General features: G+C 37.5%; 4 protein-coding genes and 1 pseudogene. 1 reads left to right on the forward strand and 4 read right to left on the reverse strand.

All coding sequences use genetic code 11. The features are described from left to right. Positions 1 to 126: 126 nt before the first annotated feature. Both cypD and MKO96_RS21945 read right to left on the reverse strand, forming a co-directional pair. On the reverse strand, positions 127 to 3,324 hold the full coding sequence (gene cypD, locus MKO96_RS21940; protein ID WP_240588658.1) for a bifunctional P-450/NADPH--P450 reductase: 3,198 nt from the start codon (positions 3,322 to 3,324) through the stop codon (positions 127 to 129). Between the two features lie 505 nt (positions 3,325 to 3,829). After that, positions 3,830 to 5,308: an MDR family MFS transporter gene (locus MKO96_RS21945; protein ID WP_033715031.1), complete on the reverse strand. Its 1,479-nt coding sequence runs from the start codon at positions 5,306 to 5,308 to the stop codon at positions 3,830 to 3,832. 514 nt (positions 5,309 to 5,822) lie between these two features. Here MKO96_RS21945 and MKO96_RS21950 point away from each other — a divergent pair. Beyond that, a complete protein-coding gene (locus MKO96_RS21950) occupies positions 5,823 to 6,425 on the forward strand; it encodes a hypothetical protein (RefSeq protein WP_240588659.1) in 603 nt (200 codons plus the stop codon). A gap of 276 nt (positions 6,426 to 6,701) precedes the next feature. Here the strand turns inward: MKO96_RS21950 and MKO96_RS21955 are convergent. Together MKO96_RS21955 and MKO96_RS21960 are read right to left on the reverse strand one after the other, a co-directional pair. Continuing rightward, a pseudogene (locus tag MKO96_RS21955) lies at positions 6,702 to 7,196 on the reverse strand (YwbE family protein). A 130-nt stretch (positions 7,197 to 7,326) separates the two neighbouring features. Further along, positions 7,327 to 7,473 (reverse strand): transposase (locus MKO96_RS21960; RefSeq protein WP_240588666.1); only part of this gene is annotated, 147 nt, incomplete at its 5' end.

The raw sequence follows: 7,473 nt of genomic DNA on the forward strand, positions 1-7,473 counted from the left end.
CAGTATCAGTCCAGCTTATTAAAAATATGAAAATCCCGTATTTAATAAAAACACGGGATTTTTAAAATTAACACTTATTCAAAAGAAGTTCATTCGTTACATATTACTTATCTAATTAAGAAAAATTCATATACCAGCCCAAACATCTTTTCCATATCGCCCTTCATCTTGCACACGGTCCAACCAATTCCTTGCTTCTTGTTCACTGACTTCATGAATTTCTTGATATGCTTGACAAAGGGTATCTTCTACGTCAGGAGCCATTTTACTTCCATCACCACATATATAAAGATGAGCCCCATTATCTAATAACGAAATTAAATTGCTTCTATCTTGTTTTATTAAATGCTGTACATATGTTTTAGGATGTCCTTCTAAGCGAGAAAAAGCTGTGTGTAAAGAGATTAATCCATCTCTTTCATCATTTTCTAGTTCTGTACGATAGAGATAATCCTTTTCCGGATGACGACAACCAAAGTATAGATGTGCTTGTCCTAATTTCATACCTTTTTGCTTTTGAACACGTCGTGCTTGTAAGAATCCACGGAATGGTGCAATTCCAGTACCTGGTCCAACCATGATAATTGGTGTTTCTGGATTTTCAGGTAATTGAAAGTTTGATTGTGGCGTTCGAATGAAACAGATAATCTCATCTTTATTATGACGCTGAGCTAAATAATTAGAAGCGACTCCTTCATATGTCCCTTCCCCACTCCATGCAGGCCCATTTACAACACCAACCGTAATACTCAGGCGATCCTGTGCAACGAGTGGAGAACTTGAAATAGAATAGTAACGCGGTTTTAGCGCCGGAAGAAGTTCTAAAAAGCGTTCAAATCGGATTTCACAAGCCTCATACTTTTCAAGAAGATCCAACATTGACATACGTTTCTTTAATATTTGTTCATGATAAACTCCGTCTTCCAATAATGATTCCAATTCCTTTTTATGAGGAGGGCATGCTGTAAATGTCACCATTTCTCGTATTTGTGCTCGAGTGGCTGCTTCTTGCACTTCTACACTATAGCTAAGAAGGTCAAATAAACGAACAGGACTGTCTAAAGGTATGTGATTTACACTTCGTCCACTTGCACTCAATATGACTTGATCCCTCCCATTTAATGCAAAGCGTTTTAAAATTCGGTTGACATTTTTCTCACTATTAATTGGCAGCACCCCAAGGTGGTCACCTTCTTGATACGTAGCGCCTTCTGGCAAGGATATCTCAATATGTCGCGTGCTTCTTTCACTGCTAGATGATTGAAGTTCACGATTTTCTAGTATAGATGCATAAACTGCTTCATATGTTCGCGCAAGAGGAGATCCTCCAAGACGACTGACAAATTGTAAACTTAATGTACTGCGTTCTTTCTCCATGTTTTTGTTAAGTTCCAATCCAAATGCCTTCATCGCATCAGACCACATGCTTTGTTTCCATTGCTCAAGCTGTTCCTCGAAATCACCACTTGCATCCGCTTCTCCACGTGTAGAAAATCTTGTTGCTCCTTTTTGAGCCATTTGCTCATCAATGTATCTTGGAATCCGCTGATAGGTACTAGCCCAATTATGATCTCCACAACCAAAAACTGCGTATTGAACACCTTTTAGCTCATCCGGCTTTAATTCCTCCAACCACTGCACAAACTGCCCTGCATTACTTGGTGGTTTTCCATTATAAGAAGAAGTTACAATAAGAACCGCCCCTTCTTTTGGCAGACTTCCAATTCGATCGTTAAGAGCTACCACTTCCGTTTGAACACCTTCTAAACTAGCTGTATCTGCTAGTTCTCTTGCAATACCTTCTGCTACCCCTGTATCCGATCCATACAGAACAAGAAGCGAAAGATTATCGGCTCCAATAATAGAAGGAGTCTTCTGAACTTGCTGTTCGATTTCATCGTTTTTCAATTTCTCCTCTATAGGCGCAAGAACAGTAGTATGGCTAATAGTTTGATTTCGGGGTAGAATCCTAATTTTAAAATCACCAGGCTTTAGCGTTAATGTTTGTTTTACGTCCAGCTGATAGTCTTGATAATCGATGAATTCAAAATGTTGAAGAAGCATTCCCATTACGAGTGTGGCTTCATGAAGTGCAAACTGCATACCGATACATGCTCGTTGACCATTTCCAAATGGCTTATAAGCATGATGTGGAACCTTATCCAGCTTTTCAAATCGTTCAGGTTGGAATTCTTCCACATTGTCTCCCCACGCGTCTTTATCCCTATGTAGCTGTGGAATAAGAACAGAAATACGATCTTCTCCTTTCTTAATTGGATATTTCCCACCAATCACTGTATCCTCTTTTGCATAGAGACTGAATGCTGGAGCAGTAGGCCATAGACGTAGCGATTCATTTAAAATCATCCGGATATACTTTAATTTCATAACCTGTTGGTATGTTGGAGTGGGATCTGTTAAAACCCGATCTACTTCTTCATAGGCTTTTTTCAATTTATCTGGATTCTTTAATAAAAAATAGATTGCAAAAGATAATAATCCACTTGTTGTTTCATGCCCAGCTATTAAAAAAGTGATAATTTGGAAACGAATATTTTCATCATCTAATTTTTCACCAGTTTCCGGATCCTGCACATTTAACATACGGGAAAGTAAATCATTTTCTTCCTGATTTCCACTACTTTTACGTTCAGCAATAATATTATCTACTAAAGAAAACATAGATTGAATATCATGCTGAAATTGACGTTTCGTTCTCCACATGAGTTTATCTTCTATATCCAGCCGCTGCAATTGGTGCATTGCCTCATCTAGAGCACGGCTCATGCTAGTAATAAAAGGATGAGGGGTCTCACGATAATAGCTATTAAATCGATAATTAAAACCACATAGACCAATTGTATCCAATGTAAGGCGAGTCATATCCTCCGGAACATCTACGTTTTCATTCGGATTAAGCCGTTCCCATTTTTGAACGAGTTGTACAGCAATATCGACCATCATAGCATGATAATCTTTCATTGCTCGTTGGCTGAATGTAGGCATCAAAATATTATGAGCTTTTTTCCAGTTAGGCTCGTGAGTCTCGCTTGTAAATAATCCGTCTCCAGCAAAGGCGCGAACTTTCGCTAAAGCACCCTCTATACTTTTATCAAATCTTGTTTCGTCACAGACTTCTGCTACCAGTTCATGTCCAGAAACGACAATGATGGTATCACTTAAAGTTTGAATTCGAAAAATGGGACCATACTCTTCCGCTATCTTGATAAAGGATAAGGTCGGTTTATCTTTATCAATTAATGGGAGATTCCCCAGCGGTCCATATGTTTTCGGTTGAGGAATGGCAGATACTTTTTTTTCCATTAAAAACACCCTTTCAAAAAAGCATGAAATAAAATATCCCATTCAATAAAGAGAAGATAGCAATGAATCGCCTGGGATAAAGATATGTAATTGATTACCTTATTTTATCTTTTCCCTAACTATTCATGATTATGATATTGCTTATAAGGTTGGTAATCTAAGTTGTTTGTTGCTATTACATTTATAGCTTGCAGAGAAAATACTAAATTAATACGAAGCGAATTATTATAATGTTAATCAGAAATTGAGAGCTAAAGATTGTAGTATTGGGAATACCAGTAGTTTCTAATGTCAATTCAAACAAATACGATAAGTAAGTATACTGTGTGACTAATGAAAAAGGATCTGATATGAATATCAGATCCTTTTTACTATATATGATTATTTCACTGGTTCTTTTCCAGATTTAAATACCAGCGCCTTAGCAGCAGAAATTTACATTTCTTCATAGTCTAACTAAACAGCAAAAACTTATAGGAATCATGATCTTAAGTTTTATTTTACTCTACCGATTTAACCTCTCGACAGCTTCCGCACTTGTATCTACACGTTTAACGAAAAAAACTAATAGTAGTGCAACAACATTCATGCCAAGCGCTACATAGAATGAATATTGAATTCCGGATAATAAAGCCTTCTGAGTTAACATTGCCTTCGTAGCCTCTGTGAAGGTAGTAGGATCTACATCAACCATTAGACTTTCAGCTTTTGTTTTTGTTACAGAATTCATAATCGTAACAAGAATAGCAGTACCAATCGAACCGGACACTTGTTGAGCTGTATTATTAACAGCTGTACCGTGCGGATTTAAGCGTGTTGGCAATTGATTAAGGCCATTTGTCATAAGCGGCATCATCACCATCGCCATCCCAAACATCCGCAATGTGTAAATAAGAATAATATGTGTGTGACTAGAGTCGAGTTGCAGGTTTGCCAGCATATAAGTTGAAACAGCTGTAATGGAAAGTCCTACTATACCAAGAATACGAGGGCCATATTTATCAAATAGTTTACCTGTAATTGGTGACATAATCCCCATTATTACCGCACCTGGAAGCATCATCAGCCCAGAGCTCAGCGGTGAAATACCGCGGACATTTTGTACATAAGCTGGGGTTAAAATCATACCCGAAAACATGGCCACTGCGTTGACAATTGCAATTACAGACGCAAGTGCAAACATTGGGTACTTGTAAACACGTAAATCCAATAACGGTTCATTCATTTTTAATTGGCGGACAATGAAAGTAATTAGGGCAATAGCGCCTATGATTAAGGTTGTTAAAACAACTTTATTCGTCCAACCGTCGGAGCTTGCAGAACTGAATCCATATAACAAACCGCCAAAACCGACAGAAGATAATAATAATGAGAGATAATCAAGTTTTGCATTTTTGTTTTGTCTCATGACATTCTCCGATTTCCAAATCCCTAACAGTAAGCTAATGATTGCTAACGGTAAAATCATTTCAAAAAGCAAACGCCAGTCATAATACTCTACAATATAACCCGATAGTGTCGGTCCAATTGCTGGAGCTGTAATCATAACTAATCCAAAAATCCCCATCGCTGTTCCCCTTTTTTCTCTTGGAAAGCTTACTAGCATAATATTCATTAACAAAGGCCCCATGACTGAAGAACCTGCTGCTTGAACCATCCGGCCAGTAAGTAATAAACTAAAGTTCGGTGCTAAAGCCGCTAAGGCCGTACCAAAAATAAAAATCACCATAGATGTAATAAATAAGCTCCTATTGGAGAAGCGGGTTATTAAAAATGCTGATGCCGGAATTAATATACCACTTACAAGCATATAGCCTGTAGAAAGCCACTGGATCGTCGAATAATCTTTAATGTCTAAATCCTTCATTATTGATGGCAAAGCTACATTTAAAAGCGAGTTATTTAGAAATGAAACAAATGCCCCAATAAAAAGGATTACAAGCATTAAATATGGTGGTTTTCTTTTATGTAATGTTTCACTCATATATTCATTTGCCCCTTCATTATAAATTCCATTGATTCGTTTAAATCTTTTGCATATCTGCACAAGAATACATTGTCCTTGCAGTATTTTGCCAAACTCTTCGAATGGATATTCTCTTTTTAGCAATTCTACTTGCTCAACATAACATTTTTAAATTTTTTTGTTGATTAAACCTTTATAAACATTTAAATAAGATTTTGAATGTTTATTTAAACACGTTTATTAAATTAGGCTGAATTAAACAAAAGGAGCGACTGAAAATCCCCTTCTAAAATAAAGTGACACTTTAATCAGTCGGATTTTTACAAGCAGCCCCCCATCTAACTTCTTTGCTTTCGCTGAATTTTGAGATAGAAGTGTTTTGTTGTCCACAATTAGCGGGATTAATCAACAAGAACACACACCCATTCCTTTAAATACAGGCTTGTAAATCTAGTTATGTAACCAGCCATAAAAAGGAATATTACATAGGCTAAGTCTAACATTACATTTTTAAAGTGAGGGGAATAAGCTTATGTACCAATATTGGTATTTGAATTCAAATGGAAACGGGGAGCAATATAATAGCCAAATTGCAATGTCATCATTACATTCACAGCCTCAAATAACTAAAGCTCAGGGAATGGATGGTCTGAAGGTTCCTGAGAATTGGAGTTGCCGAGTCTATCCATTTGGTTGGGATTCACCAGCCAATTATACGGGTTTCAATCCCGAGCCCCCTCCCTTCTCTTTCGCTCAGCCAATCCATTATGCAGAGATGATGCCCCAAGGACATCCTGCTAATTGGGCTCCATTACCAGTCCATGCAGGTTTTAATTTTCAAAAACCTCCCCTCCCCTGGCCCCAACCATTCAATCATGCAGGGATGTTCGCACACGGTCATATTGCCGCTTTACTATCGCCTCCAGTCAAGCCTTTTAATTTTAATGCCAATAACTGGGGTGCTTTCGGAAACCCTCCAGGGTGGGGAGGACAGGTAAATCCCATGGGATGGGGGAATAACGGCGGAATCGGTCAGCCAGGAATGCTTGGAAACTTACTTGCAGTAGGAAAAAGCAGCATGAGTGGAATAGGAATGATTAGTAGTCTAATCGGTATGGGGAAGTTCTTCTTTTAGTTAATTAGAACGGGAGGTTCGGTCCATAGCCAAGACTTAAAAACCATTTCCTTTTAATCTTCTCAAACATACTCCCTCCAAGTTCATTTCCTCTCCTTTCAAATTATAAAAAACATCTATTACCTTGTATGTGATAACTTGATAGAGGTGTGGTGACATCAACAAAACGCAAATTTCGTACGCTAAGCAAAACGCTACAAAAAAAACGGTTCCTTTACGAAAGAACCGGTTTTTTGTAGCGTTTATTTATTTGAAAAATAGTCAAATCTTTTTTCACTAGTTAACACTTTGAACACGGCCAATTTGTCCATCTTGTAATCGAACTTTAATGCCGTACGGATGTGTTTCACTATGCGTCAAAATGTCTTTCACAACACCACTTACAGTTTTACTATAGTCATTATCCAATTGAATAACTACATGTGAACCAACTGAAATTTGTGATCTTGTTGGTTTCCCACCTGTTGCTTGTGTTGTTTTTTCTTGTTTTTGTGTTCTCTCTTGTTGTATAGACTGTTGTTACTGAGTCTTCTGCTCTTCTTGCTTACGTTTTTCTTCTTCTACCCTCTGTTGCTCTTCTTGCTTACGCTTCTCTTCTTCCGCTCTTTGTTGCTCTTCTTGTTTACGTTTTTCTTCCTCTGCTACTTTTTTATCTTCATCTATTTTTTGCTCATCTGATGCAACTTTTATTTTTTCTTCATCACCTTTACAAGCACTTAAAGCCATTACACATAAGCTCATAAGTACACATAATAACAATTTCTTTAACAGTGAACTACTCACCACTTAACGTCCCTACGGACTATTTGAAGTGGGAGCTTCTTGGGAAGTAGATACTTTTATTAGCTATCTATATTTACCAAGCTATAAGGGTAGTACCTACCCCTAAAGAAAATACCAATTACGTGGCTAATTTTAGTAAGTTTATACTTGCGTTTACATCTCTATCATGATGGCTATTGCATTCAGGACAAGTCCACTCTCTAAGGCTTAGATTCTTGACTTCCTTATTTTTATAACCACAGCAAGAACACAATTGGCTACTCGC

The sequence above is a fragment of the Bacillus sp. ES1-5 genome (genome assembly GCF_022487605.1).
Taxonomy (GTDB): Bacteria; Bacillota; Bacilli; order Bacillales; family Bacillaceae_G; genus Bacillus_A; species Bacillus_A wiedmannii.

Bases quoted from the DNA above. Each gene is read 5' to 3' on its own strand.
- cypD (WP_240588658.1), bottom strand. From the start codon at position 3,324: ATGGAAAAAAAAGTATCTGCCATTCCTCAACCGAAAACATATGGACCG.
- MKO96_RS21945 (WP_033715031.1), bottom strand. From the start codon at position 5,308: ATGAGTGAAACATTACATAAAAGAAAACCACCATATTTAATGCTTGTA.
- MKO96_RS21950 (WP_240588659.1), top strand. From the start codon at position 5,823: ATGTACCAATATTGGTATTTGAATTCAAATGGAAACGGGGAGCAATAT.